Below are 26,938 nucleotides of genomic sequence, written 5' to 3'. Positions count from 1 at the left end.
TCTTCGGATCGGACGCAAGCTTCTGCAGTTCTTCATTGGCCGAAACGCCATAGGCCGTGGCGCATGTGAGCAACGCCGCGGTCGATAGAATGTAGGTGGCAGTTCTGAGTACACGCATTCGATATCCTCCCGGGGTTCACAATCAGGAATCGACCGTTGAGCCCACCAGGGCTTGCCCAAGCGATTCATGTGGTGGGAAGTATTTCCGGCAGCGTGTCACGACCTAAGCCAGATGAGCAGAGGGCACCATTACTGCCCACCCCACTTGGCCTACGAAAGACGGTCGCCGCTCCCTATGACGGTGACGCCCTTTGAAGCCGGAAACAGCGAAAGGCTATGTTATTAAAAACCGAGGCGCAAGAAAAAACGGCCATTTTCTTGTGCGCCGCAATATAGGATATTTTGCATCGCAATATGACAGAAGAAATCAATTAACTTACAGCTTAACTACTTTCCAGATGCCTCATTTTTGTAGGATGGATGGGTTTCATTATACATTTTCCGTACATTTTTCATATTTCAAGCAATTAATATTTCTATTTAATTTGCTACTTCGATATCGGTGGCCCCTGTTCTCGCAAGCGACATGACGATTGTGGAAAGCGCCTGTACAGCGTTCCTCACGGGCGAGATCCCCACCTAGAAAACATGACTGCGATAGGCGCCCGAACCACTGCTTGGACGCTGCTGCGCACCATCCTCCTTTGGTCCTATATGACAAGTTGACTGCGCCGCCGGTTTGTCGCCAACTCGGCCGAAACGGAGTTTGCGACCATGAAAGGACCGGCTGCATTGACGATCCTGGGATTGGCGGTGGCCACCCCGCTGACCGTGCCGGCTCCGGCATCTGCCGCGAGCGGCTATCCGACCGAAGCGCTCGCCGAATATGTACTCGGCTGCATGCGCTCCAACGGCCAGACGCGCGACGCGCTTGAACGCTGCTCATGCTCGATCGACGTCATCGCATCGATCGTGCCCTATGAGCATTACGTCACCGCCGAGACATTCAAGCGCATGTCGCAAACCACAGGCGAGGCGAGCGGGCTTTTTCGCGAAAGCGCGCCAGCCAAGGCCGCCGGCACGGAGTTAAAGCGCGCCCAGGCCGAAGCCGAGATCCGCTGTTTCTGATCAGAGGCCCGTCGCCTCCAGCGGCCATTGATCCTGGAACACCTTGCCGTCGGTGTCTGCCGCCTCGACCTTGATCTCGCCGGTGCCGTGCGCCTTGAAATCGAAGCGGAAATTGGGATCTTCGGAGATAGAGATGCCGCCCTCCATGGCGAGGATCAGCTGGTCGTCCTGCGAGATCGACAGTTTCTGGACGAAATGCGCGGGGATGAAGTACTGGGTGATCGGATCGCGCTGGAACCCGGAATTGTTGGGGTGGCGGATCATCAACTGCAACTCCTGCACCTTGCTCATCTGCGGTTCGGCGAACTGCTTGAGCTTCATCTTGCCCATAGAGGCCATCGCTTCGTCGGTGTTTTTCACCGCCGGCGCCGAGCAGCCGCCCGACGCCTTGACGAAGGTTTGCGACATATGGAGCTGGCCGCTCCCGGTCTCGGCGATGGCGCGCAGCCAGGAATAATCGTTGACGCGTACGCGCGTCGAAATGTGCGTAACGCCGGCATCCTTGCCAAGCGTGAAGGTCGCCGCCAACGGCGCGGGATTGACGTCGATAATCAATGTCACCGCCTTGACGCCTTCGGGCGCCTTGGCCGGATCGATATAGATGTCGACGGGTACGAGTGCGGCGTCCTGAGCGCGCTTCGGCGCTTCAATCCTTACCAGGCCGGTATCCGAGACGATCTGGCGATCGCCAAAGAAATCGCCTTTGATCTCGCCCCAGATCTTGTCCGACGACGCCATCGTCTGCTGTGCGCCGGCCATATTCGTCAGACCGCCGAGCATCGCAAAAACAGCGATCACAAAGGCAAAAAGGAGAGATGCCGGCGAACGCCGACGCCGATTGGTGAGCGTGTAGCTCTGCATGATCATGCCTCCACCGCTGACAAAGGTGGTGCCCAGGCAGCATGATTCATATTCCTTCGGGGAAAACTTGGCAAATTACGCTCTCGTGAAGCTGTCTGAGCTCTATTCCCACTCCAGTTCGGCATAGGCGGCGGTGGCGTTGCGCCCGTTGTAGTCGTCGAACAGCGCCCAGTTGCCGCGCTCGGTCTGGGCTGCCGTCTCAACCGCCTTGTCGAGTGGCACGCCATCGGCGATTGCCTTGCGCAGGTCGCCGGCCAGCACGTCGAAATAGCGCCGCTCGGCATCCAGCGCCTCCGGCCAGGCCGACGGCACTGGCCCATGGCCGGGCACGGCTACAGCGGCGTCGACGGCAGCCAGTTCGTCAAGCTGCCGCATCCAGCCGAGCAGCGAACCGTCGAGCGTTGGCAGGTGGCCGAGGAACGCGAGATCGCCTGTGAAGAAGGTTTTTGTCGCAGCGTCGTAAGCGGTGAGATCGTTGTCGGTATGGGCAGCCTTCCAGGCACGCAGTTCCAGCGTGCGGCCGCCGAGATCGAGTTCCAGCCGGTCGTCCACAGTTTGCTCGGGGAGTACGATCTCGATGTCCTTCATCAGCGCGTCGCCGATCTGGCTGCGATAGCTCTGCAGGTAGAAATCGCCTCGGGCAGCGAGTGCGCGGGGCAGATTGCGATGGCCGATGATTTTTGCGCCGATATCGCGAAAGGCGGCATTGCCGAAAATATGGTCGGGATGCATATGGGTGTTGATGAGGTAGCGAACCGGTCTGTCGGTCGTTTCCTTGATCGCTGAAATGAAGGCGCGCGCCTCGATCATGGAGCCGCCGCTGTCGATCGCGGCTGCCGCCTCGTTGCCGATCACCAGTCCAAGATTGCAGATCGCGCCCTGGTTGGCTTGCGTCATCAAATCGTTGACGCCACCGAAAGCGTAGACGCCGTCGGCTACCCCTTTCAACGCGAGCTTTTTGCCGGCATCGGCGGCAAAGGCGGTATGGTTCAGGCAGCAGGGCAGCGCTGCGCCGACACCCAAACAGGCAAAACCCTGGACAAATCTGCGGCGAAAGAGATCGGTCGGCATGGCTTTGCTCCCGTCTCACACCGCGCCAGGAAATTTCTGGTGGAACGAGCGCAGCAGGTCTTCCATCACCTGTGGATTGCGGTTGTGCCTTGGCAGCCTGACATCGAAATAGCCGACCACGTGCGCCGGCCGGGGTGACAGGACGATGATGCGGTCGGACAGCATCAGCGCCTCGCGCAGGTTGTGCGTCACCATCAGGGCTGTCGTGGGGCGCGCCGACCAGACGCTCAAAAGCAGATGACGCAGCCTCTCGGCCGTCTGCTCGTCAAGAGAGACGAACGGTTCGTCGAGGAACAGCACGGCCGGCTCGGTGGCGAAGGCGCGCGCAAGCGCTGCCCGCCGTGCCAGCCCGAGCGACAGTTCGGAGGGGAACAATGTGCGCATGTCGGCGAGACCGAGGGTCTTGAACAGCCTGTCGAGGTCGGCGTCGCGCATCGCCTTGGGCAGCGCCAGCCGGACATTCTGCTCGACCGTACGCCAGGGCAGAAGCGTCGGCTCCTGGAACACTGCGGCGGTGCGGTTGCCGTCGCCGGCGCCCGGTATCTGGAAGGACCCGCGAAAATCGCGGTCGAGACCGAGCAGGATGCGCAGCGTCGTCGTCTTGCCGCAGCCGGATGGCCCGAGCAGGCAGGCGAATTCGCCTTGCCGCACTTCGAACGCAAGCTCCTTCAGCGCCGTTACCTGGACGCCTTCCGCGGATTTGAAAGTCTTTTCGGCGATGTCGACCCTAAGCGGGACGCCGGCGCCAACGGGTTGCATGTCGTTCAAAGGGCTGCACCAGAAGGAGTTCGATGACCAGCATCACGGCGACGAAGGCCAGCGTGTAGGCAAGGATGGCGGCGACGTCGAAAAGCTGGAAATAAAGATAGATCTGAAAGCCGACACCGTTGGAACGGCCGAGCAGTTCCACCACCAGCACGATCTTCCAGATCAGCGCGATGCCGGTGCGCGACGCAGCGGCGAAATAGGGTTGCAACTGCGGCAGCACAATATGGCGTAGCCGGTCGATGGGGCTGAAGCGATAGACCGCCGCCATTTCGGCGTAACGCGGATCGAAGGCGCGAGCGCCCTCGCGCATGGTGACAACGACATTGGGGATCTTGTTGACGGCGACCGCGCCGATCGCCGCCGCCTCGTTGAGGCCGAACCAGATATAGGCAAGAACGATGATCACCAATGCCGGCAGGTTGAGGAAAAGCACGACCCATGGATTGAAGAAGCTGTCGGCGCGCCGATAGCTGCCAAGCAGGATGCCGATCGCCGAGCCGAACACCATCGCCACCACGAATGATGCTGCGACGCGGGCGAGCGTGACGCCGAGATGATAGGGAAGTTCGCCGCTGGCGGTGTCCTCCAGCAATTCCTGCCAGACCGCGCCCGGCGGCGGGAAGGCGCGGCTCGGCCAGATCGCGGCCACGAGGCTCCAGACAGCGAGCAGCCCGGCGAGCGACAGGATGACCGTCACCGCGGGCAGGGCAGGACCGAGCCCCGATCTCAAGCGACCTGCGGTTTCGGCGTCGCCTTGCTCGTTCATCTCAGCAGTTCCGGCCAGAAGGTGCCGGGCGCCATTTCCATTGCCTTGCCGACCAGCTTCTCGCCGCCGACTTCGGCGAGGACGCTATAAAGCTTCGCGGCGTCGGCCTGTTCGTCGGCGACCGGCCGCTTGGGAATGCCTTCGCGGTAGCGGTCGCGCAGGACTTCAAGCTCCCTGCCTTCGGCGCGCATCGTCGGCGAGAGGCGTTGCCATTCTTCGTCCGATCTGGCCAGCAGTTCTTTCGCCGCCGCCGAGGCTTTGACGAAACCCATGGCCGTGTCGGGGTTGTCGGCCGCCCATTTCTCGTGAAAGACGTAGCCGAGCGCTGACACGTCGCCTGTTGCGCCAAGCGCCCGGGCGGCGTCGTTAGCGCCCACCACGCGGCGAAAACCGTTGGCTTCCAGCCGCGCGCAGAAATGCCAGAAGTTCAGGACCGCATCGAGCTCGCCTTCCATCGCCTTTTCCGACATGAGCGGCGGCGCGCCAAAAACAATCTCGTTTTCCGCAACAAGATCAAAGCTATGGTCGCGTTTGGTGAGAGCTTGAATCAACAGCCAGCTCTTGTCGAGCGGTCCGCCGGTGACGCCGATCTTCTTTCCCTTGAGGTCGGCGATGGTTTTGACCGGCGATTCCTGTTTCACCATGATTGCCCCGACTGCGGTGGAGTAGGGCGCCAGGGTCACGTCGCTGCCCTCGCTGCGCTGGCGTGAAACCCACAGCCAGTCCGACACGATGATGTCGATGTCACCGGCCAGCATGGCGACATTGGTGGCGTCCTCGCCGGCGAAATAGACGACTTCGAGGTCCAGGCCGTTTGCGGTGTCGAACCCGTGGTGTTTCAGCGTGTCGAGTTCCCAGCTCACCGTGCCGAACTTCAACACGCCGATGCGCGCCTTGCCGGTGGCTGCTTGGGCACGGCTGGCATTGGCCAACATGGCGCCTGCAGTTCCTACTGCAATAATGCCAAGCGCCTGGCGCCTCGATACAGTCATTTTCGTGTCTCCTCCCAAGACGAGGCTGGGGCCGAATTGCCTGTCAGATGTCGCGTCCGTTGTCCGGGAAAAGACATTTCCACTTGACCACCTTGCGGCCCGGATGCTGCTCGGTCCACTTGGCGATTTCGGCGGGCGCCAGCAGCATGCACTGAACAAGCGAGCCGCGGCTTTCGAAATAGAGATGTTCGTCCCGGCAATTGCTCGGGTTCGCCAGCAGGCAAACCGTCAGCACGAGATCGACCATGTCCATAATAGCACCTCTCGACGTCCGGCGGCATTACCTTCAATACCTTCCGATGCGCGTTGTGCAGCGTCGGATTCGATCGACCACAGGCGGGTCCCCAAGGTGCCCGGTGAGAGCCCGTGAGTGAAGGCTAATGTTTCGTCCGGGGGCCGTCAACAATGCCCGGCATGGCCAATGGTGTGACCCTTCGTACCGTTGACTTCCTGCGGTCCGGGTCTAGCTTCTGACGACATGCAGGCGCCGCGGTCCGGTAACCCACATGACCAACCGCCCGCTTGCCCGCATAAAAGCGCATGTCGGCGGGTCAATGCATCGGCATACGTGGAGTCGTCAGGGCACCCAGACGATTGAGAGGAAACGTCATGCGCTTAACCGCATTTTTTGCCGCCATATCCATCGCCGCTCTTTGGGCCGGCCAGTCGCAGGCCCAGGACGCCGCGGCCGGAGAAAAAGTCTTTGCCAAATGCAAGGCCTGCCACGTCGTCGACGAGGACAAAAATAAGGTTGGCCCGTCCCTGAAGGGCGTCATCGGCCGCACTGCCGGCACGCATGCCGATTTCAAATATTCGCAAGCCATGGTTGATGCCGGCAAGGCCGGCCTCGTTTGGGATGATGCCAAACTGACGGAGTATCTGCGTGCGCCGCGCGAGATGATCAAGGGCGGGAAAATGGCGTTCGCCGGCCTCAAGAAAGACGACGAACTCGCCAACGTCATCGCCTATCTCAAGCAATTCCCGTAAATTGAAATACCGCGATGAATCGGCGGCTGGATAGTCGCCGATAGGCGTAGATGTGGCTCAAGCGGCGTTGCGCAGGCCGTCGAGTGCCGCCGGCAGGTCCAGCAGGCTGTCGCAGACGAGATCTGCGCCAAGCTGCTCGGCCGGCACTTTCGTATAACCGCCACGGATGATGATTACCGGCATGTCCGCCGCGCGCGCGGCCTCCACGTCGGCAATGCTGTCGCCCACCATCAGCGCGTCTCGCGGTTCGGTCCCCAGCCGCTCCAGTGCCAGCAACAGCGAATCCGGCGCCGGTTTTTTTCGCGTGACGGCGTCGCCACCGACGATGGCGCCGAGCCGTTCCGCCAGTCCGAAATGCAGCAGGATCTCGCGTGTGGCGAGCTGCGGTTTGTTGGTGGCCACGCCCAGCCGAACGCCGGCGACGTGCAGTTGCGCCAGCGCTTCAGCTGCACCCGGCAGCAGCCGCGTCAACCGGGTGATGTGCCTGAGGTAGATCGGCGCCATCTCGCGGTTGGCTTCCTCTAGTCCGCCATTGGAAAGCGGCGTGCCGGAAGCCGCGAAGGCGCGCTCCACCAGCTTTTCCACGCCGTTGCCGATCATCGACTTGACCTGCGCCAGCGAAAGTGGCGGCAGGCCACGACCGGCCAGAAGCTCGTTGACGGCGGCGGTGATATCGGGGGCCGAATCGATCAGCGTGCCGTCGAGATCGAAGAGGATCGCCTTGGGCATCTGCAACATGGCGCCGTCGCTCATACAGTTTCCTTCCATTTGATCGAACAGCCGATCGAGGCGATCTGGTCCAGCGGTCCGTTGCCGGTGCGGGCGACCTGTTTCATCGCTTCGTAAAGATCACGGCGAAGGTTGGGGGCGCCTTCCTCCTTGCGCGACGCATCGAGCCGGCCCCGATACTGCAAGGTGAAGTCGCTGTTGAAGCCGAAGAAATCCGGCGTGCAGGCAGCGCCGTAGGCGGCGGCGACCTTCTGGTCTTCGTCGTAGAGATAGGGGAAGGAGAAGCCGTGCGCGGCGGCAAAAAGCTTCATGTTGTCGAAGGAATCCTCCGGATAGCTTCCGGCATCGTTGGAACTGATGGCGACGAAGCCGATACCTTCCTTCTTCAGGTCTGCCGCGTCGCGCACAATGCGGGCGATCACCGCTTTCACATAAGGGCAATGGTTGCAGATGAAGGCCACGACGAGGCCGTTCGGCCCTGCCTGCTCGAAGATCGCGTGTTTTTTGCCGTCGACGCCGGGCAGGGTCGCATCGACCGCCGGCCAGCCGAAATCGCACACGGGTGGGGTTGAAGCCATGGTCGCCTCCTCGATGGATGTAAGGTTACGCGGCCTTGCGGATCGCGCCGTCAGCAGCTTGCCGGATGGCGGCGATGTTCTTGGCGTAAGCGTCGGGCGTGCCACCCTTGAACACCGCCGAGCCGGCGACCAGCACGTTGGCGCCGGCGGCGGTGACCAGCGGCGCGGTTTCGGGCGTCACGCCGCCATCGATCTCGATGTCGATCGGGCGGCTGCCGATCAGCGCCTTCATCCGCTTCACCTTCTCGATGACGGACGGAATAAAAGCCTGGCCACCGAAGCCGGGATTGACGGTCATCAGGAGCACCAGGTCGAGCCGGTCGAGCACGTATTCGATGACGCTTTCCGGCGTGGAGGGGTTGAGAGAGACGCCGGCCTTCTTGCCGAGATTGCGGATCGCCTGCAGCGAACGGTCGAGATGCGGGCCGGCTTCGGCGTGCACCGTAATGATGTCGCAGCCGGCATCGGCGAAGGCTGCCAGATAGGGATCGGCCGGCGCGATCATCAGATGGCAGTCGAACACCTTGTCGGTGCGGTTGCGGATCGCCTTGATGACCGGCGGGCCGAAGGTGATGTTGGGAACGAAATGGCCATCCATCACGTCGAGGTGGATCCAGTCGGCGCCCGCCGTGACGATCGCCTCCACCTCTTCGCCGAGGCGCGAGAAGTCCGACGACAGAACGGAGGGAGCAATGATGCTGCGGGAGGTCATGTCTCGTTCTCACCTTATTTGCATGGCGTTCGCCAATCACATTGCCTTACCGATTGCGACGTCTCAAGTCACTCCGCCGTCCGCCGGATCGCTGTCGAGTTTCCCTTCCATGAAAACCCGGCTGCCGCGAATGTCCGCTTCCTCGATGGTGATGAGGTCGAGCCGGGTCAGTTTTTCGCTACGCTGGGCGAACAGGCGGTTGGCCTGCCGAAGACGCGCCCGGTCAAGCGCGTTGCGGATCGAGCGGGCGTTGGAAAAGTGCGACATCTTCATCCTCAGAGGGATATATTCCTCCAGGGCAGCCGAAGCGCCTTCGCTCAGCCGGTAGTTCTGGCCGGCCAGCATGATGTCGGCGATCGATTTGAGCTCCCCGGGTGAGTAGTCCGGGAAGTCGAGGTGATGGGCGATGCGCGAGCGCATGCCCGGGTTGCTGTCGAAAAAGCGGTCCATCTTGTTCTTGTAGCCGGCAAGGATCACCACGAGGTCGTCGCGGTTGTTCTCCATGCACTGCAACAGAATCTCGATCGATTCCTGGCCATAGTCGCGTTCGTTTTCGGGCTTGTAGAGATAATAGGCCTCGTCGATGAACAGCACGCCGCCCATGGCGCGCTTGATCACCTCGCGGGTCTTGGGCGCCGTATGCCCGACATATTGCCCGACGAGATCGTCGCGGGTGACCGAGACGAGGTGACCCTCGCGCACATAGCCCAGCCGGTGCAGGATCTCGGCCATGCGCAACGCCACCGTGGTCTTGCCGGTGCCGGGATTGCCGGTGAAGTTCATGTGTAAAGTCGGCGTTTCGGCTGAGATGCCGAACTTGCGGCGCAAGCGTTCGACGAGCAGGAGTGCGGCGATCTCGCGGATGCGTGTCTTGACCGGTTTCAGCCCGACAAGCTCGCGGTCCAGCTTGTCGATCACTTCGTCGATGTTCGAAGCTTCGAACTCCTGCTGCAAATCGACCACTTCGCCGTCGCCGAGAACTGTCTTGTCGAGGCTGTTCAGCATGGTGCCCTCCTGTTTGCGGGAAGCCCGCCGGCAACGCTGCTCCTTGATATGCAGCAGCGTTGCCGGCTGCGCGTTAGGATCGCTCGCCTTCCGGCCTGTCGGTGGCATAGGGAACGATGCTGTAACCCTGGCTGCGGCCGTCGCGCTCCTGTCGCAGCAGCCGGAATCCCGGCTCGTTCGGCGGCCGGTTGACGAGGAACGACATTCGCGGCGCTTCCCAGCCCTTGCTCGAATCGAAGGCGGTGACGCGGATATACATGTTGGGCAGCGCCTTCCGGCAACTGTTGATCTCCATCAGGATGCCGGCGGGATCCTTCAGATCGAACATCGGATTGCCGTACATCTCCCAATAGGTGTTGCGGGGATGCGGATCGTCGGAATATTCAACGCTAACCGCCCAGTTGTTCTTCAGCGCGTATTTGATCTGCGCCGAAATCTGTGTGTCGGTCAGGTCGGGCAGGAACGAGAACTGCCCCTGTGTGACCTTGTTTCCGGGATTGGTCATCATGACTTTGATCCTTCCTGTCCTTAGAAGCTGGGGGTCGCGGTGGGCACGAAATCGGCCGTGTCGGTCGACTCGTAGTTGAAGGTGATGTCCTTCCATGTCGTCAGCGCGGCCTTGAGCGGCGAGCACCACTTCGCCGCGTCCTCGAGGATCTGCGGCCCTTCGCGCAGATAGTCGCGGCCCTCGTTGCGGGCGAGGATCATTGCCTCCAGCGCAACGCGGTTGGCCGTCGCGCCCGCCTGGATTCCGTCCGGATGGCCGATGGTGCCGCCGCCGAACTGCAGCACCACGTCCTCGCCCAGGTAGTGGATGAGCTGGTGCATCTGCCCGGCATGGATGCCGCCGGAGGCCACCGGCATCACCTTGTTGAGCGACGCCCATTCCTGGTCGAAGAACAGCCCGGTCTCGAGGTTCTGCGCCGTGCGTTCCTCGCGCAAGGTGTCGTAGAAACCCTTGATCATCAACGGGTCGCCCTCGAGCTTGCCAACGACGGTGCCGGCATGGAGATGGTCGACGCCGGCCATGCGCATCCACTTGCAGATGACGCGGAAGTTCATGCCGTGGTTCTTCTGGCGCGAATAGGTCGAGTTGCCGGCGCGGTGTAGGTGCAGGATCATGTCGTTCCTGCGCGCCCACTTCGCCATGGACTGGATCGCTGTGTAGCCGATGACAAGATCGATCATGATGATGGCCGAGCCGAGCGACTTGGCGAACTCGGCGCGCTCGTACATCTCCTCCATGGTGCCGGCGGTGACGTTGAGATAGTGGCCCTTGACCTCGCCGGTGGCGGCGGACGCCTTGTTCACCGCCTCCATGCAGTAGAGGTAGCGGTCACGCCAGTGCATGAAGGGTTGCGAGTTGATGTTCTCGTCGTCCTTGACGAAATCGAGCCCGCCCTTCAGCGCTTCGTAGACGACGCGGCCGTAGTTGCGGCCGGAGAGGCCGAGCTTCGGCTTGGTCGTGGCGCCGAGCAGCGGCCGACCGAACTTGTCGAGGCGCTCGCGCTCGACCACGATGCCGGTCGCCGGGCCCTGGAACGTCTTCAGATAGGCGACTGGAATGCGCATGTCCTCCAGCCGCAGGGCCTTGACCGCCTTGAAACCGAACACGTTGCCGATGATCGACGCCGTGAGGTTGGCGATCGAGCCGGGTTCGAACAGGTCGAGATCGTAGGCGATGTAGGCAAAGTACTGCTGCTCGGTCTTCGTGCCGGGACCGGTGTTGGGCACCGGCTCGGAACGATAGGCCTTGGCGCGGTAGAGTTCGCAGGCGGTCAGCCGGTCGGTCCACACGACGGTCCAGGTCGCTGTCGAGCTCTCGCCGGCGACGGCGGCGGCCGCCTCCTCATGATCGACGCCCGGCTGCGGAGTGATGCGGAACATGGCGATCAGGTCGGTGTCCTTCGGCCGGTAGTCGGGCTCCCAGTAACCCATATTCTTGTAGGGGATGACGCCGGAGCGATACCGCTCCTTGCCTTCCTTGATGGTTCCGGTCGCCTGTATGTCCACCTTGTTCATGGCAAAAATCTCCTGTTGGTTGCTCAGGCCGCTTTGGCGGTTGCGATATGCGGGTCGAGTTTTCCCGCGGCGTAACGTTTGGCCATCTCGTCCATCGCGATGACCTTGATCTTGGATGCGTTGCCCGCGGTGCCGAAGCGCTCCAGCCGGTCGCGGCAGAGATCGCGCATGGCGTCCATCGCCGGCTTCAGGAATTTGCGCGGGTCGAACTCGGTCGGGTGTTCGGTGGCGATGCGGCGGAACTGGCCGGTCATCGCCATGCGACAGTCGGTGTCGATGTTGACCTTGCGCACCCCATGGCGGATGCCGCGCTCGATCTCTTCCACCGGCACGCCATAGGTCTGGGGCATCTCGCCGCCATATTTGTTGATGACGTCCTGCAATTCCTGCGGCACCGAGGAAGACCCGTGCATGACGAGATGAGTGCTGGGCAGCTTGCGGTGGATTTCCTCGATGACGCGCATCGCCAGGATGTCCCCGTCCGGCTTGCGGGTGAATTTGTAAGCGCCGTGCGAGGTGCCGCAGGCGATCGCCAGTGCGTCGACCTTGGTGCGGGCGACGAAATCGACGGCCTGGTCGGGGTCGGTCAGCAACTGGTCGTGCGACAGCGCGCCCTCCGCACCGTGGCCGTCTTCGGCCTCGCCGTGACCGCTCTCCAGCGAGCCCAGCACGCCGAGTTCACCCTCCACCGAGGCGCCTACCCAATGCGCCATGCGCGAAACGCGTTCGGTAATGGCGACGTTGTAGTCGTAGCTTGCCGGCGTTTTGGCGTCGGCTTCCAGCGAGCCGTCCATCATCACCGAGGTGAAACCGTGGCGGATGGCGGTCAGGCAGGTCGCTTCGTTGTTGCCGTGATCCTGGTGCATGCAGACCGGGATCTGCGGATAGATCTCGGCCAGCGCGTCGATCATCTTCGCCAGCATCACGTCGTTGGCGTAGCTGCGGGCGCCGCGCGACGCCTGGATGATAACCGGCGCGTCGCAGGCCTTGGCCGCTTCCATGATGGCAAGGCCCTGCTCCATGTTGTTGATGTTGAATGCCGGCACGCCGTAACCGTGTTCTGCGGCGTGATCGAGCAACTGGCGAAGGGTGATGCGGGCCATTCTTTCGTCCTCTAGATGATGAGTCGGCGGGCCGCGTCGGCGACCGCGTCGGGCGTGATGTTGAAATGGCGGTAAAGGTCGGGGGCAGGAGCGCTGGCGCCGAAACCTGTCATGCCGACAAAGGCGCCGTTGTCGCCGATCCAGCGGTCCCAGCCGAGCCGTGCGGCGGCTTCCACGGCGACGCGCGGGGCCGAGCCGAGAATGGCGCGCCGGTAGTCAGCATCCTGTTCCTCGAACAGTTCCCAGCATGGCATGGAGACCACCGCCGCGGCGAGGCCGTGTTCGCTTTGCAGCTTCTCGGCAGCAGCAACCGCGATCTCGACTTCCGAGCCGGTGGCGATCAACGTCACGGCGCGGTGTCCGGCCGGTTCGCGCAGCAGATAGCCGCCACGCGCCGAACGGTTTTCATCCGTATGCGCCAGCCGCAGCATCGGCAGGTTCTGGCGCGACAGCACCAGGACGGTCGGCCGGTCCTCGGCCTTTAACGCCAGTTCCCAGCATTCAGCCGTCTCGACTATATCGGCGGGACGCAACACGTTGAGGTTCGGTGTCGCCCGCAGCATCGCCAGGTGTTCGACCGGCTGGTGGGTCGGGCCGTCTTCGCCAAGCCCGATGGAGTCATGCGTCATCACGTAGATGACCCGCTGCCGCATCAGCGCCGACAGCCGCATGGCGCCGCGCGCATAGTCGGCGAAGCAGAGGAACGTTCCACCGTAGGGGATGAAGCCGCCATGCAGTGCGATGCCGTTCATGGCAGCCGCCATGCCGTGCTCACGGATGCCGTAATGGACATAACTGCCGGCAAAATCGGAGGGCGCGACACGGTTCATGCCCTTGGTAATGGTAAGGTTCGAGTGGGTGAGGTCGGCCGAGCCGCCGACCGTCAGGTCGGTGGCGCCGTTGATGGCGCCGAGCGCCATTTCCGACGCCTTGCGGGTGGCGACCTTGGTGGCCTTCTCGACATGTTCCTTGCGGAAATCGGCAAGCGCTTCGAAGACGGCGTCGGGCAACTTGCCGGCAATGGCGCGCTCGAAAGCGCGGCGCTGCGGCGAGACGGCCAGCCGCTTCTCCCAGGTGCGGCGGGCCTCGCTTCCGCGCTCCGCCACCTCTCGCCAGGCCAACAAAATCTCTTCAGGCACATCGAATGGCTGATGCGGCCAGCCGATGTTTTGGCGTGTCGCGGCGATCTCGGCCTCTCCCAGCGGGGCGCCGTGGGTCTTTTCCGAGCCGCCGAGGTTTGGAGCACCCATGCCGATCACCGTCTTGCAGGCGATCAGCGACGGGCGGGCGGATTGCCGTGCCGTTTCGATTGCGGTGGCAACAGCTTCGGCGTCGTGGCCGTCGACCGACTGCACATGCCACCCTGCCGCGTTGAAACGCTTGGGCTGATCCATCGAGGTGGAGAGCGAAGTCGGTCCGTCGATGGAGATCGAATTGTCGTCCCAGAAAACGATGAGTTTCCCCAGGCCGAGATGCCCGGCAAGGTCGATCGCCTCGTGAGAAATGCCCTCCTGCAGGCAGCCGTCGCCGGCAATCACATAGGTGAAATGGTCGACGAGATCGGCGCCGTGGCGGGCCGCGAGCATCCGCTCCGCCAGCGCCATGCCAACGGCAGTCGAGATGCCCTGGCCGAGCGGGCCAGTGGTCGTCTCGATGCCCAGCGCGTGGCCATGTTCGGGATGGCCCGCGGTGCGGCTGCCGAGTTGGCGGAACCGCTGCAACTGCTCGATGGGCATGTCGGGATAACCAAGCAGATAATGCAGCGCATACTGCAGCATCGAGCCATGCCCGGCAGACAGTACGAAGCGGTCGCGATCCGGCCAGTGCGGGGACGACGGTTCGAGATTGATGAAGCGGTTGAAAAGCACCGTAGCGACATCGGCCATGCCCATCGGCATGCCGGGATGGCCGGAATTGGCCTTCTGCACGCAATCCATGGCGAGCGCACGGATGGCGTTGGCCATGTCGCGCTCGGAGACGGCGGTATCGGGGACAGACTTGACGGCAACTTGGCTGTTCATGGCGTCCTCCTCAAGACACGCGGCGCTTGCGTTCGATCAGGTTCAGGATCAGCGGGGTCAGGATCAGCTGCATGGCGAGATCGAGCTTGTTGCCCGGCACCACGATGGAATTCGCCCGCGACATGAAGCTGTCGTGGATCATCGACAAAAGGTAGGGAAAATCGATGCCGCGCGGGTTGGCGAAGCGGATGACCAGCATGGATTCGTCCGGCGTCGGGATCCAGCGCGCGATGAACGGGTTCGACGTGTCGACGATGGGCACCCGCTGGAAGTTGATGTTGGTCAGCGAGAACTGCGGAACGATGTAGCGCGTGTAGTCGGGCATGCGCCGCAGGATCACGTCCATCACCGCTTCCGTGGAATAGCCGCGGGTCGCGCGGTCGCGGTGGATCTTCTGGATCCATTCGAGGTTGATGACCGGCACGACGCCGATCTTCAGGTCGGCATGCTTTGCAAGGTCCACCTTGTCGGTCACCGCGCAGCCGTGCAGGCCTTCGTAGAAAAGAAGATCGCTCGGCGCGAAGTCGCGCCATTCGGTAAAGGTGCCGGGCGGCGTGCCATAGAGCTTTTCTTCTTCCTCGTCGTGGATGTAGGTGCGGGTCTTGCCCGTGCCCTTGCGGCCGTACTGCGCGAAAACCTCCTCAAGGGTCGCCAGTTCGTTCGCCTCGACGTTGAAGTGGGTGAAGTTCGGGTTGCCGTTCTTCTCTTCGTCGGCGACCTTTTTCTTCATCGCGGCACGGTCGTAGCGGTGAAACGCGTCGCCCTCGATGAAGGCCGCTTCGATCTTCTCGCGGCGGAAGATCAGCTCGAAGATGCGCTTCACCGAGGTGGTTCCCGCTCCCGAAGAGCCTGTGATCGAAATGATGGGATGCTTGGCTGACATGACAGGCTCGATTTTCAGGCGCGAAACAGGCCGCGGTTGGAAAACAGCGGCGCCCGCTCGCCAATGCTCGATGGCTCGGTGTGATAGCGGGCGATGCGGTTGACTTCGCGCGAGGAGCCGAACACGACCGGCGTGCGCTGATGCAGGCTCTCGGGTTCAAGATCGAGGATGCGGGTAACCGTGTCGGTCGCGGCACCCCCGGCCTGCTCGACCAGGTAGGCGATCGGGTTTGCCTCGTAGACCAGCCTCAGCCGCCCTTGATGGTAACCCTTGCGTTGGTCGCCGGGATAGAGAAAGACGCCGCCGCGGATCAGGATGCGGTAGCAGTCGGCGACCAGCGAGGCGATCCAGCGCATGTTGAAATCGCGCCCGCGCGGCCCCTCGGCACCCTTGAGGCAATCGTCGACATAGAGCCGCACCGCCTCGTCCCAGTGGCGGTAGTTGGCGGCGTTGATGGCGAATTCGTGGGCGCGCGCCGGGATGATGCGGCTCTCATAGGCCTGGACGAAGGCACCGAGCCGGTTCGACAGCACAAAGACATGGGTACCGCTGCCCAGCGACAGCACCAGCGCCAGTTGCGGGCCGTAGATGAAGAAGCCGGCGCCGAGCTGGTTCGCCCCCGCCTGCAAAAAAACGGCGGCCGGGTTTTTTGCGCCCGGCGCGCCAGTTGCAGGGAGGAGGGAGAAAATCGTGCCGATCGAAACGTTGGTGTCGATGTTGGAGGAGCCGTCGAGCGGGTCAATTGCGATCGCCAGCGGCGCGTCCGCTTGCAGCAGAACCGGCTGCTCCAGCTCTTCCGACGCGTAGAAGGCGATCGGGGCATGGCGCATGGCGTCGAGAAAGATGTCGTCGGCGTAGACGTCGAGGTCCTTCTGCACGTCACCATCGCTGTTGGCGCCGCGCGTGCCGGCGAATGCCGCGCCCAGAACGCCCTGGTTGATGGTGTGGCGGACCTTGACCGCTGCTTCGGCAAGCTGATGGACTGTAGCCGCCACCGCTGAGCGAAGCCGGTCACCCTCACCGACATATGAGTTCAGGAAGGCGTCGAGTGTCGCCGCTGCCATGATGTCCTCCCGAGCCGGCGGCGCCTCCTCACGGGTCAACCAGGCTCGGGAGCATCAGAACAAGCGTTACGACATAAGTAAATTTTAATAACTTTACGACCGCAGTTAAAAAACTTTACTATGTGCCATGCGCAACATCACTTTCAGGCAACTCAAGGCGGTCCAGGCAATCATTGAGCACGGCAAAATCGTCAATGCTGCCAAGGTGTTAGGTCTGTCTCCTCCAGCCGTGACGATCCAGTTGCGGCAGGCGGAGGAGGAGGTAGGCCTCACGCTGTTCGATCGTACCGCGGACGGCATGCGTCCCACTGCCGCAGGCTTGGCGTTCGTCGACGCCGCGCAGGCGATCGAGGAGCGCCTGCGGCTGCTCCAGGACCAGATGGACGCCATCAAGGGCGTGCGCACAGGCAGCCTGCGGCTTGGTGTCGTTTCGACCGCCAAATATTTCGCGCCGCGCCTGATGGCGGCCTTCATGAAGGACTATCCCGACATCGCCATGCGGCTGATCGTCGGCAACCGCGCCGAAACCATCGCCAGCCTGAAGAATCACGATGTCGACATTTCGCTGATGGGGCGGCCGACCAAGGATGTGCCGGTCCGCGCATCGGCCTTCGGCGACCACCCGCTGGTCATCGTGGCGCCGCCCGATCACCCGCTGGCCAAAGCGCGCGACATCTCCAAGGAGCGCATTGCCGAAGAAAATTTCCTGATCCGCGAACCCGGGTCCGGCACCCGCATCTCGCTGGAGATATTCTTGAGCGAGTTGCCGGGCCGCCTCGACGATCCCGGCGTCGAGATGGGCTCCAACGAAACCATCAAGCAGGCGGTGATGGCGGGGCTGGGCATTGCCTTCATCTCGGCCCACACCATCGCCTCCGAGGTCGAATCCGGCCGGCTCGTCATCCTCGACGTGGTCGGCATGCCGATCCGTCGCCAGTGGTTCGCGGTCATGCGCACCGACCGGGCGATCTCCCCGGCAATGGCGACGTTCCACGATTTCCTGATGCGCAAGGGCGCTATGTACCTGCCGTTGTTCGGGAAATTGTATCCGGAAGAAAAGGCAATCGGCAGTCGGCAATAGGCAACCGGAAGCCGAACCCTACTGCTTGCCCTCCATTATCTCCGCCACCGTCTTCGCCAGCGCGTAAAGCCGCTGCTCGATCAGTGTTGGGACCTCGCAGACATAAGTCAGCGACTGCACCCGCTCCTCGAAGATGCGGGTTTCCCAGTTCAGCCGGTCCGTACGGTCGGTGATGTCGGTGGCGCTGGCGTCCGGCTTGGCGCGCAGCGCGTCGAGTTCGGAGGCCTCCTTGCGCAGCCGTGCGGCGAGTTCCACCTGGTTGCGGGCGTAGCGGCCAATGCCGGAAATGACCTGGGAACGCTCCTGGTTCATGTGGTCGAACAGGCCCTGGACGAGTTTCATCAGCTGCTCGTCGGGCTTATCGTTCGGCAGCGTCGCGGCGAAATCGCGGATTTCTTTCTGAGCGTCGGCAATCGGCACGCGGCGCGCCGCGAGCTCGGCGACGAGTTCGGGAATTTCCGGATCCTTCTGCCAATCCTTGGCCGAAGCCGGCAGTTCCGGGCCGTTCCATATCTGGCCGAGCGACAGTTCCGGCACCTTGCGCTGGATGCACGGCCAATCCGGATCGGTGTTTGCCGCGCCGCTGGCGGCGGTCGCCGTCGCCACTGCCAACCCGGCGAAGACCAGTTTGCGCAAAAATCTCTTTGCCGGCATCAGGCGTTTCCTCCCGTATCCTGCTTGCGGGTCATCAGTCCGCGCGAAGGGTCGTAGGCTATGATGGCGCCGGCAAGGAACAGCGTGGTGAAACCAGCCACGATACCGAGCGACATCCAATCGATCTGCCCGTAAAAGGCGAAGCGAACCAGTTCGACGGCGTAGGTGAACGGATTTGCCAGGCAGATCTTGTAGAGCAGGGGGCTCGATTCCTGGATGCGCCACAGCGGATAGAGTGCCGGCGAGGCGAAATACATCGGGAAGATCACGAAGTTCATGACGCCGGCGAAATTTTCAAGCTGGCGGATCATCGACGACAACAGCAGGCCCAGTGAACACAGCATCAGGCCGGCGAGGAACAGCGCCGGAAGCACCATCAGATAGCCGAGCGGCGGCGCTTTCACGCCCCAGAACCAGGCGACCGCGAGGAACACATAAACCTGGGCAATCGATACGGTGACGCCGGCCAACAGTTTCGAGACAAGCAGGAACCAGCGCGGGAAGGGGCTGACGAGCAGCGTGCGCATGTTGCCCATCTCGCGATCGTAGACCATCGACAGCGACGACTGCATGCCGGAAAACAAGAGGATCATGCCGCACAGGCCGGGCGTGATGTAGACCTCATAGAGCACATAGGTCTTGTAGGGCGGGATGATCGAGACGCCGAGCACCTGGCGAAAGCCGGCGGCAAAGATGAACAGCCAGAGCAGCGGCCGCACCAGTGAGGAGACAAAGCGCTCGCGCTGGTGCAGGAAGCGCAAACCCTCGCGCACCAGAATGCCTTTCAGGCAGACGAGATAATTGGCCAAGCCGAAGGCTGGCGCCTTGAGCGGCAGCGTGCCGCCTCCGTCCGTTTCGGCTGGCATGGTCATGGCGACGCCTCCGGGCTCGCCGCCGATTGCTTGCCGCTAAGCCGCGAAAAGGCCTCGCCGATGGTCCTGGCCCCCGTCGCGGCGACCACTTCGGCGACATAACCCTTGGCGACCAGATTGCCTTCGGCCAGCACCACCACATGGTCGTCATCGTCGACCTCGTCGATCAGGTGCGTTGCCCAGAAAACGCTGATGCCTTCGGTGGCCACAAGTTTCCTGATATTGGCGAGAATACCGGCCCGGGACTGGACATCCAGTCCCACGGTTGCCTCGTCAAGCAGCAGAAGATGCGGCTGGTGCAGCAGGGCGCGGGCGATTTCGACGCGCCGCATCTGACCGCCCGAAAGGCTGCGCGCCTTGTCGTGCTGTTTGCCGCTCATCTCCACGGTTTCGAGCACCGCATCGATGCGCCGCCGCGCATCAGCCGCGCCGATGCCGTGCAGGGAGGCATGGTAGGAAAGGTTCTGGTAGACGCTGAGGTCGAGGTCGAGCGTGCGCGCCTGAAAGACGATGCCAAGCCTCCTCAGCGCTTCGCCGGGAGCGCGGCGGATGTCATGCCCGAAAATGCGGATCGAGCCGTGCCGCGTGTCGTAGAGATGGCTGACCAGCGAAAAGAGCGTCGTCTTGCCGGCGCCGTTGAGGCCGAGCAGCACAGTGAAGCTCGCCGGCGCGATCTGGAACGACACCTCGTTCAGCGCGCGCCTTGCTCCGTAAGAATGGCTGACCGCGGCGACGTCGAGCGCCGCCACGCCGTTGGTTCCATCGCCTGTTCTCACATGCTGCACGGCGGCTGGCTCCTCGCCTGGCAATCTAGCGCACCGTGTCCGGTCTTGCAGGTTCTACTTTCCGCCACCCTCACTTGATCGTGATCGTGCCTTTCATGCCCTTGTCGGCGAGGTCAGGCACCGACCAGGTGTAGATGCCTGGCCGCACAGTGGTGAACTGCACCTGGATGGTGCCATCGGCATCGAATTCGAGCCACGCAGGTGCGCCGTTCATATGCACTTCGAGGTCGTTGATGACGATCTGGTTGTTCCACACATTGCGGAACAGGTCGGTATGGAACTTGTATTCCAGGCCGCCTGCCGCCGTGATCTTCCAGCGGTAGCCCTGGCCGGCGATCAGCTGGAAATCCTTCTGGTTGGCCGTGAACTGGTCTTCCTTGGTGCCGAGGATGAGTTCCGGCACGTCCTTGGAAGCGCGCGTGGGCTTTTCACCCTCTGGGCCCGCCGCCGCCTCGGTAGTGGCGGCGCCGGCCGCGGCATCGTCATCGTCGTCGGCGTTGTCCTGCGCCCAGACTTGGCCCTGCGCCAGCGCCATGCCCACCAATGCGGCGAAAGCTCTTGCACGAAATTTCCGCATGATTTCCTACCCTTCTGCTGGTTTTTTGCTGGTTTGATTCAATTGGGCGAGACGACAACGCCCCAAGGCAGGGCCCCCACCGTCACTGATTGCACCGGCTCGTCGGTCGCGACGTCTATGAAGGTGATGTCGTTCGACACGCCGTTGGTGGAGATGATCGTCTTCTGGTCGGGGGTGAAGGCGAGCTGCCAGACGCGCTGGCCGACCAGCACGTATTTTTCGACCGCGTAAGTCTCGGTGTTGACCACCGCGACGCGGTTGGCAGGCCCGAGCGCCACATAGGCCTTCTTGCCATCGGCGGTGATACGGACGCCGACGGGCTGGATGGACTCCGAGCGCAGGCCTGCAATTTCGAAGGTTATCTTGTGGATTACCTCACGGCTGGCGTTGTCGATCACCGAGACGGTGCCACCGATTTCGGCGCTTACCCAGGCCTGGCTGCCGTCAGGGGTGAATTCGACGAAACGCGGCCGTGAATCGACCAGAACGTTATCGGTGATCTCATGCGTCGAAGTATCGATGAAATGCGCCATGTTCGTCGTTTCCGACGTGTTGACCATGGTCTTGCCGTCGGGGCTGACGCCCATGCCTTCCGGCTCGACGCCGACCGGAATCTCGGCCAGCACCTTCTTGCTCTCGATATCGATGACGGTGACGAGATTGTCGTCTTCATTGGCGACATAGAGCGTCTTGCCGTCTGGCGAGAGCACGAAAAGCTCAGGATCAGGGCCGGACGGCAAGGTGTCGACGACCTCCAGGGTCGCGGTGTCGATCACCTCGATCGTGTCGTCGTCGCTGGCGCAGAGATAGATGTGCTTGCCGTCATGCGAGATGGTGATGCCGCGCGGTCGTTGGCCGACGTTCACAGTCTTGACCACCTGCATCGTCGAGGAATCGACAACGGTGATCGTGTTGTCCTTTTCATTGGAGACGTAGACCATGTAGGCCGATGCGGGGCCGGCAAGAAATGCTGCCATGGCCACCGCTCCGGCCAGAACGCACAATCGTCTTCTCATCGGGTTCCTCCACTGATTCTGCCGATTTTTCTAACTGCTTATTTCAGCACGCATTTTGTCTCCGGCTGGTCGACGCCCAGCGTGTCGAGTTCGGACACCTGATGCAGGAAACCTTCCTGGGGTGAGGTCGAAACCACCGAGCGGTTGTCGCCGAGGAAGATCGGCTGCCGGAGCTGCTGGTTCCATTTGCGGAAGGTGAGTTTCTGCCCTTTGAAGGCGGCGATGGAAAAATTCTCGGAGCGGACGAAATCGACGATCTTCTCCGGGTCGGCGCCTTGGGTGCGCGTCGCGGCCTCGCCGAGGATGCGCACCGCCGTCCATGCCGCCATATCCTTCGACAGCATGCGCCGGCCGCTGGCCTTGGCGAAGCGGTTCTGGATCTGGGTGCCGCCCCATTGTTCGCTGGCAGGATGCCAGGCCTGCGGAGTCAGGCCGGCGGTGCCCGCGACAGGGCGGGGAACCCAGGTACGGAACGGAACATAGGTGCCGAACACTTCGCTTTCGTCGGCGACCAGCACCACGTCGTGATCGGGCAGGTCCTGCATGAAAACCGGCAGCTGACGCTGGATCTGGACAACGCCGGAATCGGTGCGCCGTGCCGTGCCTGTGTCCTTGAACTCCTTTTCGGCGATGATTTGGCCGCCGAAACGGGTTGCCGCGCGCCGCAACGCATCGGCAAAAAGCTGATCCTTCTCGTGCGAGCCGTAGATCAGCACCCAGCGCGGCCACTGCTTCCAGATCAGATATTGCGCCAGCCCGTCCGCCAGCATGGTGCGGGTCGGCATGGTGTGGAACACGTTGGCCCGGCACTCCTCCTCGCGCAGGATGTCGTCGGTGGAGCCGACATTGAAGATCAGGACACCGTTGTCGCGGGCAATGTCGGCGATCGACAGCAACTGCTTGGCCGAAATGTCGGCAAGCACGTAGCGGTCGCCCTTGGCCACCATCTCCCGAAATGTGGCGACGACGTCGGCGTCGGGCTTCACTTCGGTGACGTCGAGCGAGAATTTCTGGCCGAGAAAGCTGCCGGTCGTGTTGTTGTCGGCAATAGCGACATTGCCGCCAGCCACACCTTCATCGCGCGGCGGCACGTCGAGCACCGACAGCGCAAGCTGCGGCGCGTACGCTCTGAGATAGCCGATTTTCACCTCGACGATCTGTTTTTCCGGCTTTGCCGGCTGGTTTTTGGGGGGCTGGGCAGCTTCCTGGGCATATGAGGCGCTGGCGTTGACGCTCGCCAGAAAAAGTCCGATGAAAGCCGCAAGAGTGTTAGGCACCACGCTCTTCATGTCGATTTTTCTAACGCATGCGCCGTCGTCCGGCCGGGGCCGTGACGGTGCAGGATTCAGGTGCCACTATGAAACTAACGCAGCTTCTTTCTGCACGCAAACCTCTAACATTACTTTTTGCGTCAGCTTTGCCTTGGCCTTTAGCATGGGGCCGCGTCGGTGCGGGCTTTGCGCGGAAATCCTCTGCCGATATGATCTCGTCGAGGCTGGAGGGCTGACAAAATGACCAAGATGCTGGCCAGCGTCACGGGCGGGGAGGAGGCGGAGATCGCGATTTCCGCTGGCGCCGACATCATCGACCTGAAGGATCCGAAGGCCGGCGCGCTGGGCGCGGTGGCGACCGAAACGGTGCGGCACACAGTGGCGGCGGTCGCCGGCCGCCGCCTGACCAGCGCTGTCTGCGGCGACCTGCCGATGCAGCCCGAAACGATCCGCGCCAGGGTCGAAGAGATAGCGGCGACCGGCGTAGACTACGTCAAGATAGGCTTCTTCCCTTCGGAAAATGTGGCGGCGTGTTCCGAAATCCTGCAGCCGATCTCGAAGAAGAAAAGGCTGATTGCGGTGCTCTTCGCCGATCTGGCGCCCGATTTCGAACTTCTGTCCAGGTTCGCCGCCGACGGTTTTCACGGCGTCATGGTCGACACCGCCGACAAGGCAAAGGGGCGCTTGCTCGACCATCTGCCGCCGGCGCGCATCCCGGCTTTCGTCGATCGAGCCAGGGGGCTCGGCCTGGCGGTCGGCCTGAGCGGCTCGCTGGAGGCCCCAGACATTCCGCGGCTGTTGCCGTTTGCGCCGGATTTCCTGGGTTTCCGCGGCGCACTGTGCGGCGAGGGTAGCCGCACCCGGTCGATCGACGCCGAGGCCGTGAAGCAGATCCGCGCGCTCATCCCGGAAGAACAGCGGGCCGGTCGCGCTTCGAGCGTCGACTACCGGCTGCTCGCGGCGCGCGGTTATGCGCCGGGAGGTGCGGATTCAGCGCTCGGCACCGACAAGATCTTCGTGCGCGAATTCGTGCTGCCGGTCGAAATCGGCGCCTACAGTTTCGAGCATGGCCACACCCAGAAGGTGCGCTTTGACGTCACCGCCGAGGTTTTGAGGGTTACCAGCCACCCGGAGGACATGCGCCACATCGTCTCCTACGATCTCATCATGGACGGCATCCGCATGATCGTGGCGCGCGGTCATGTGCAATTGAGCGAGGCGCTGGCCGAGCAGGTGGCGGCGCATGTGCTGGAAGACCCGCGCGTGGTGCGGGTCACGGTGCGGGTCGAGAAGCTGGAACTCGGGCCGGCCGGCGTCGGCGTCGAAATCGAACGCAAGCGGGCCAAACAGCAACCTTCCGCGCTGCATGCCAGACACGATCACGGCAAGAAGGGCGTGATCTCGTGAAGCCGGCTGTCGTCAAGCTTGGCGGCAGCACGGCCTTTGACGGCGAAATGGATGTGTGGATCGCGGCGCTTGCCGGTTCGGCGCTGCCGCTGGTCATCGTGCCGGGCGGCGGGCCTTTCGCCGACCAGGTGCGTGAAGCGCAGAAGCGGCTCGGCTTTTCGGAGGCCGCCGCGCACGCCATGGCGATCCTCGCCATGGACCAGTTCGGCCTTGTCATTCTCGACCGCGACGACCGGCTGGCGCCGGCGCGTTCCCTGGAAGACCTCGAACATGTGCTATCCGCCGGAAAGGTCGCGGTCTGGCTGCCCTCGGCGCTGGCCACGGCCGCGCCGGACATCCGCGCCTCCTGGGACATCACGTCGGATTCGCTTGGCGCATGGCTCGCCGGCAAGATCGGCGCCGAAGTGCTGTTGCTGATCAAGCAGAGCTCCGACTTTTCAGCGCAAGACAGCATTGCCGATCTAGTGGCCAGGGGCGTCCTCGACGCCGGCTTTGCCGCGATGCTGCCTGCCGGCGTCGATCCTTATCTTGCCGGTCCGAGCGATGCAGCCACCGCGAGTGCGCTGCTTGCGGCTGGAGCCTTGCCGGGGACGAAAGTGCAGCTTGCGGGTAGGGCGGTGCGCAAAGCAGGATAGGCCATGGCCACACTGCATACCCCGCGCTGGGCTTGGGTCCTTACCGGCTCCGGACACTTCTTCACGGAAAGCTTTGCGCTCATCCACGAGCTTGAACATTGCGATGTCTTTGTCTCCAAGGCCGCGAATGAAGTGCTGCGCATGTACAAGCTGAAGCTCGATTTCCCGGATTCGACGCGCGTGCTGCACGACAAGACGGCGAGCTCTATCCCGGTCGGCGAGTTCTATCATGGCGTCTACCACACGGTGGTGGTGGCGCCGGCCTCGTCCAACACGGTCGCGAAATGCGTGCTGGGCATCTCCGACACCATCGCCACCAATGTCTTCGCACAGGCCGGCAAGTGCCGGGTGCCGGCGATCGTCTTCGCCTGCGACACCGCACCGGAACTCGAAACCATGGCGCCGCACGGTCTGGTCAAGGTCTATCCGCGCCGGATCGATCTTGAAAACACCGAGCGGCTGAAGAGCTTCGAGCGCACCACCGTGGTGGAATCGCTTGCCGAACTCGACGCCGCGATCCGCGCCCGCCGCGACGAACTCGCCGCCGCCCATGGCTGAGCGTCTCGTCTTCCTGACCGGCCATCTGGCGCGGGCGCGGCTGGAAAAGGTGCTTTCGGCGCTCGGGAAGACAGAACTCTCCTGGGAAATCGTCGACGTCGGCGTCAAGGTGGCCGCGCTGATGACAGAAGACATCATCCGGCGGCGGCTGAAGCTTCCCGATGGCGTCGGCCGTGTCGTCCTGCCCGGACGTTACCGAGGCAACCTCGACCAGCTTTCGACGCATTTCGGGGTGCCGTTCGTGCGCGGCCCTGACGAGGTCGCCGACCTGCCGCCCTATCTCGGCCGGGCGGGCGAGCCACCGGACCTTTCCCGTCACGACATCCGCATCTTTGCCGAAATCGTTGATGCGCCGATGCTTTCGGTCGATGCGCTGTTGGCGCGGGCGCGCGTGCTGAAACAGGCAGGGGCCGATATCATCGATCTCGGCTGCCTTCCGGAAACGCCGTTTCCGCTGCTTGCCGAGGCGGTGCGGGCGCTGAAAGCCGAAGGTTTCGCCGTCAGCGTCGATTCCGCCAGTCTGGACGAACTGCGTTGCGGTGTGCGGGCCGGGGCCGACTATGTGCTCAGTCTCACCGAGGAGACATTGCCGTTGGCTTTCGAGCATGCCGTGGCACCGGTGCTCATCCCCTCGCAGCCAGGTGATCTGGATTCGCTTGGTCGCGCCATCGAGGCCGCTCAGAAGGCCGGCATTACCTTCATCGCCGATCCGGTGCTCGACCCCATCCATTTCGGCTTCGCCGCATCGCTAGGGCGTTTTCTCGAGGCGCGCCGCCGCTGGCCCGACATCGAAATCCTGATGGGCACCGGCAATCTCACCGAACTCACCGACGCCGACAGTTCCGGCGTCACGGCCATATTGTCCGGCCTCTGCTCCGAGCTTGCGATCCGCAACGTTCTGGTCGTGCATGTCAGTCCGCACACAGTGCGCACCGTCGAGGAGCACGACATCGCGCGCCGCATCCTGTTTGCCGCCAGAAACGACGGCGCGCTGCCACGTAGCTATCATCCCGGCCTGCTACAAGTGCATGACCGCAAGCCCTATCCGGCCTCGGTCGAGGATATTGCGGCACTTGCGGGCGACATACGAGACGCCAATTTCCGCATCCTCACCGCTGCCGACGGCATCCACATCTTCAACGGCAAAGGGCATCACATCGCCACCGACGCCTTTGAACTCTTCGCCCGGCTGGGCGTTGAGGAGGACGGCGCCCATGCCTTCTATCTCGGTGCCGAGCTAATGAAGGCCGAGATCGCCTGGCGTCTCGGCAAGCGCTACGTGCAGGACGAACCGCTCGCCTGGGGTGTCGCGGCGCCGGAGCCAGAGGCCGACCGGACGCGGCTCGCGGAAGCCGGCCACACGCTCAAAGCCCGAAAAGGCAGGGACTGACA

At 62.8% G+C, this 26,938-nt stretch carries 29 protein-coding genes; 7 read left to right on the top strand and 22 right to left on the bottom strand.

Features of this window, described 5'->3' with window-relative positions; all coding sequences use genetic code 11:
* Positions 1-774: 774 nt before the first annotated feature.
* Positions 775-1,128 (top strand): hypothetical protein, encoded by a 354-nt coding sequence (locus F3H98_RS02810; protein WP_149758024.1) that lies wholly within the window; start codon positions 775-777, stop codon positions 1,126-1,128.
* Here the strand turns inward: F3H98_RS02810 and F3H98_RS02805 are convergent, their stop codons facing one another.
* The 6 genes from F3H98_RS02805 to F3H98_RS02780 all read right to left on the bottom strand — a co-directional run bounded on the left by F3H98_RS02805 (position 1,129) and on the right by F3H98_RS02780 (position 5,839).
* Positions 1,129-1,989 carry a quinoprotein dehydrogenase-associated SoxYZ-like carrier gene (locus F3H98_RS02805; RefSeq protein WP_149758022.1) on the bottom strand — a complete coding sequence of 287 codons (861 nt, stop codon included), beginning with the start codon at positions 1,987-1,989 and terminating at the stop codon, positions 1,129-1,131. It abuts the gene before it with no gap.
* A 102-nt stretch (positions 1,990-2,091) separates the two neighbouring features.
* Positions 2,092-3,060: a quinoprotein relay system zinc metallohydrolase 2 gene (locus F3H98_RS02800; protein WP_149758020.1), complete on the bottom strand. Its 969-nt coding sequence runs from the start codon at positions 3,058-3,060 to the stop codon at positions 2,092-2,094.
* A 15-nt stretch (positions 3,061-3,075) separates the two neighbouring features.
* Positions 3,076-3,819 (bottom strand): ABC transporter ATP-binding protein, encoded by a 744-nt coding sequence (locus F3H98_RS02795; protein WP_149758381.1) that lies wholly within the window; start codon positions 3,817-3,819, stop codon positions 3,076-3,078.
* Entirely contained in the window at positions 3,788-4,594 is an 807-nt protein-coding gene (locus F3H98_RS02790; protein WP_149758018.1) for an ABC transporter permease, read from the bottom strand. Before F3H98_RS02790 ends, F3H98_RS02795 begins: the two co-directional genes overlap by 32 nt.
* Positions 4,591-5,586: an ABC transporter substrate-binding protein gene (locus tag F3H98_RS02785; RefSeq protein WP_149758015.1), complete on the bottom strand. Its 996-nt coding sequence runs from the start codon at positions 5,584-5,586 to the stop codon at positions 4,591-4,593. The genes F3H98_RS02790 and F3H98_RS02785 overlap by 4 nt, the downstream gene beginning before the upstream one ends.
* Before the next feature lie 43 nt (positions 5,587-5,629).
* Positions 5,630-5,839 carry a hypothetical protein gene (locus tag F3H98_RS02780; protein ID WP_149758013.1) on the bottom strand — a complete coding sequence of 70 codons (210 nt, stop codon included), beginning with the start codon at positions 5,837-5,839 and terminating at the stop codon, positions 5,630-5,632.
* A gap of 356 nt (positions 5,840-6,195) precedes the next feature.
* Here F3H98_RS02780 and F3H98_RS02775 point away from each other — a divergent pair, with 356 nt between their 5' ends.
* Positions 6,196-6,573 carry a c-type cytochrome gene (locus F3H98_RS02775; RefSeq protein WP_149758379.1) on the top strand — a complete coding sequence of 126 codons (378 nt, stop codon included), beginning with the start codon at positions 6,196-6,198 and terminating at the stop codon, positions 6,571-6,573.
* A gap of 57 nt (positions 6,574-6,630) precedes the next feature.
* Here F3H98_RS02775 and gph read toward each other — a convergent pair whose 3' ends face one another.
* From gph to F3H98_RS02725, 10 genes are all read right to left on the bottom strand, one after another.
* Positions 6,631-7,326: a phosphoglycolate phosphatase gene (gph, locus tag F3H98_RS02770; RefSeq protein ID WP_149758011.1), complete on the bottom strand. Its 696-nt coding sequence runs from the start codon at positions 7,324-7,326 to the stop codon at positions 6,631-6,633.
* Positions 7,323-7,880 (bottom strand): thioredoxin family protein, encoded by a 558-nt coding sequence (locus F3H98_RS02765; RefSeq protein WP_149758009.1) that lies wholly within the window; start codon positions 7,878-7,880, stop codon positions 7,323-7,325. Before F3H98_RS02765 ends, gph begins: the two co-directional genes overlap by 4 nt.
* A gap of 25 nt (positions 7,881-7,905) precedes the next feature.
* Positions 7,906-8,592: a ribulose-phosphate 3-epimerase gene (rpe, locus tag F3H98_RS02760; protein WP_149758007.1), complete on the bottom strand. Its 687-nt coding sequence runs from the start codon at positions 8,590-8,592 to the stop codon at positions 7,906-7,908.
* A gap of 63 nt (positions 8,593-8,655) precedes the next feature.
* A complete protein-coding gene (gene cbbX / locus F3H98_RS02755) occupies positions 8,656-9,597 on the bottom strand; it encodes a CbbX protein (protein ID WP_149758005.1) in 942 nt (313 codons plus the stop codon).
* 73 nt (positions 9,598-9,670) lie between these two features.
* Positions 9,671-10,105 (bottom strand): ribulose bisphosphate carboxylase small subunit, encoded by a 435-nt coding sequence (locus tag F3H98_RS02750; RefSeq protein WP_149758003.1) that lies wholly within the window; start codon positions 10,103-10,105, stop codon positions 9,671-9,673.
* A 20-nt stretch (positions 10,106-10,125) separates the two neighbouring features.
* Positions 10,126-11,619: a ribulose-bisphosphate carboxylase large subunit gene (locus F3H98_RS02745; protein WP_149758001.1), complete on the bottom strand. Its 1,494-nt coding sequence runs from the start codon at positions 11,617-11,619 to the stop codon at positions 10,126-10,128.
* Positions 11,620-11,642: 23 nt separating this feature from the next.
* Positions 11,643-12,722, bottom strand: a complete 1,080-nt coding sequence (fba, locus tag F3H98_RS02740) for a class II fructose-bisphosphate aldolase (protein ID WP_149757999.1) — start codon at positions 12,720-12,722, stop codon at positions 11,643-11,645.
* An 11-nt stretch (positions 12,723-12,733) separates the two neighbouring features.
* A complete protein-coding gene (gene tkt, locus F3H98_RS02735) occupies positions 12,734-14,743 on the bottom strand; it encodes a transketolase (protein ID WP_149757997.1) in 2,010 nt (669 codons plus the stop codon).
* A 10-nt stretch (positions 14,744-14,753) separates the two neighbouring features.
* Entirely contained in the window at positions 14,754-15,626 is an 873-nt protein-coding gene (locus tag F3H98_RS02730) for a phosphoribulokinase (protein WP_149757995.1), read from the bottom strand.
* A 14-nt stretch (positions 15,627-15,640) separates the two neighbouring features.
* Entirely contained in the window at positions 15,641-16,690 is a 1,050-nt protein-coding gene (locus F3H98_RS02725) for a class 1 fructose-bisphosphatase (RefSeq protein ID WP_149757993.1), read from the bottom strand.
* Positions 16,691-16,817: 127 nt separating this feature from the next.
* On the opposite strand from F3H98_RS02725, the gene F3H98_RS02720 reads away from it, so the two are divergent.
* Positions 16,818-17,771: a LysR family transcriptional regulator gene (locus F3H98_RS02720; RefSeq protein WP_149757991.1), complete on the top strand. Its 954-nt coding sequence runs from the start codon at positions 16,818-16,820 to the stop codon at positions 17,769-17,771.
* Positions 17,772-17,789: 18 nt separating this feature from the next.
* Here the strand turns inward: F3H98_RS02720 and F3H98_RS02715 are convergent, their stop codons facing one another.
* From F3H98_RS02715 to F3H98_RS02690, 6 genes are all read right to left on the bottom strand, one after another.
* Entirely contained in the window at positions 17,790-18,425 is a 636-nt protein-coding gene (locus tag F3H98_RS02715; RefSeq protein ID WP_149757989.1) for a hypothetical protein, read from the bottom strand.
* Positions 18,425-19,297, bottom strand: a complete 873-nt coding sequence (locus F3H98_RS02710) for an ABC transporter permease (protein WP_149757987.1) — start codon at positions 19,295-19,297, stop codon at positions 18,425-18,427. The genes F3H98_RS02715 and F3H98_RS02710 overlap by 1 nt, the downstream gene beginning before the upstream one ends.
* On the bottom strand, positions 19,294-20,082 hold the full coding sequence (locus tag F3H98_RS02705; protein WP_149757985.1) for an ATP-binding cassette domain-containing protein: 789 nt from the start codon (positions 20,080-20,082) through the stop codon (positions 19,294-19,296). The genes F3H98_RS02710 and F3H98_RS02705 overlap by 4 nt, the downstream gene beginning before the upstream one ends.
* Positions 20,083-20,152: 70 nt before the next feature.
* On the bottom strand, positions 20,153-20,659 hold the full coding sequence (locus F3H98_RS02700; RefSeq protein ID WP_149757983.1) for a cupredoxin domain-containing protein: 507 nt from the start codon (positions 20,657-20,659) through the stop codon (positions 20,153-20,155).
* 38 nt (positions 20,660-20,697) lie between these two features.
* Complete coding sequence (locus tag F3H98_RS02695) at positions 20,698-21,675, bottom strand: YVTN family beta-propeller repeat protein (RefSeq protein WP_149757981.1); 978 nt, start codon at positions 21,673-21,675, stop codon at positions 20,698-20,700.
* A 38-nt stretch (positions 21,676-21,713) separates the two neighbouring features.
* Positions 21,714-22,964 carry an ABC transporter substrate-binding protein gene (locus tag F3H98_RS02690; protein WP_149757979.1) on the bottom strand — a complete coding sequence of 417 codons (1,251 nt, stop codon included), beginning with the start codon at positions 22,962-22,964 and terminating at the stop codon, positions 21,714-21,716.
* A 222-nt stretch (positions 22,965-23,186) separates the two neighbouring features.
* Between F3H98_RS02690 and F3H98_RS02685 the strand changes: the two genes are divergently transcribed.
* Genes F3H98_RS02685 through F3H98_RS02670 form a run of 4 tightly spaced genes read left to right on the top strand, consistent with a single transcriptional unit; the run spans position 23,187 to position 26,936 of the window.
* Complete coding sequence (locus F3H98_RS02685; protein ID WP_149757977.1) at positions 23,187-24,353, top strand: (5-formylfuran-3-yl)methyl phosphate synthase; 1,167 nt, start codon at positions 23,187-23,189, stop codon at positions 24,351-24,353.
* Positions 24,350-24,988, top strand: a complete 639-nt coding sequence (locus tag F3H98_RS02680) for an amino acid kinase family protein (RefSeq protein ID WP_149757975.1) — start codon at positions 24,350-24,352, stop codon at positions 24,986-24,988. The genes F3H98_RS02685 and F3H98_RS02680 overlap by 4 nt, the downstream gene beginning before the upstream one ends.
* Positions 24,989-24,991: 3 nt before the next feature.
* A complete protein-coding gene (locus tag F3H98_RS02675; protein WP_149757973.1) occupies positions 24,992-25,546 on the top strand; it encodes a flavoprotein in 555 nt (184 codons plus the stop codon).
* Positions 25,539-26,936 carry a DUF6513 domain-containing protein gene (locus tag F3H98_RS02670; RefSeq protein WP_149757971.1) on the top strand — a complete coding sequence of 466 codons (1,398 nt, stop codon included), beginning with the start codon at positions 25,539-25,541 and terminating at the stop codon, positions 26,934-26,936. The genes F3H98_RS02675 and F3H98_RS02670 overlap by 8 nt, the downstream gene beginning before the upstream one ends.
* The last annotated feature ends 2 nt before the right edge of the window (positions 26,937-26,938 follow it).

This window comes from Neomesorhizobium albiziae, assembly GCF_900114255.1.
Lineage (GTDB): Bacteria > Pseudomonadota > Alphaproteobacteria > Rhizobiales > Rhizobiaceae > Neomesorhizobium > Neomesorhizobium albiziae.
Note: the sequence above shows the minus strand (reverse complement) of the source record. Positions and strands in the feature narration are given on the sequence as shown.